The sequence below is a fragment of the Aeromonas enteropelogenes genome, assembly GCF_000819845.1.
Classification (GTDB): Bacteria; Pseudomonadota; Gammaproteobacteria; order Enterobacterales; family Aeromonadaceae; genus Aeromonas; species Aeromonas enteropelogenes.
In genome coordinates, this window is the sequence record NZ_CDCG01000024.1 from 1 (window position 1) to 205 (window position 205).

At 62.4% G+C, this 205-nt stretch carries 1 protein-coding gene; it reads left to right on the forward strand.

Features of this window, described 5'->3' with window-relative positions; genetic code table 11:
* The coding region (locus BN1123_RS08885) for a transporter substrate-binding domain-containing protein (protein ID WP_042026563.1) at positions 1-205 on the forward strand (205 nt) is incomplete at both ends.

A 205-nucleotide genomic window follows, 5' to 3' on the forward strand; every position in this document is an offset into this window, starting at 1 on the left:
GCCTGGGATGGCATCATCCCCTCCCTGCTGGCGAAAAAATATGACGTCATCATCGGCGGCCTCACCATCACCCCGGAGCGGGAGAAGAGCGTGCGCTTCACCCACCCTTACGCCCACTCCGGCGTTCAGCTGGCCGCCTCAACATCCATGGCAAGCGAAAAGAAAACCCTGGCCGACTTCAACCAGCGCGGGGTGATCCTGGCGG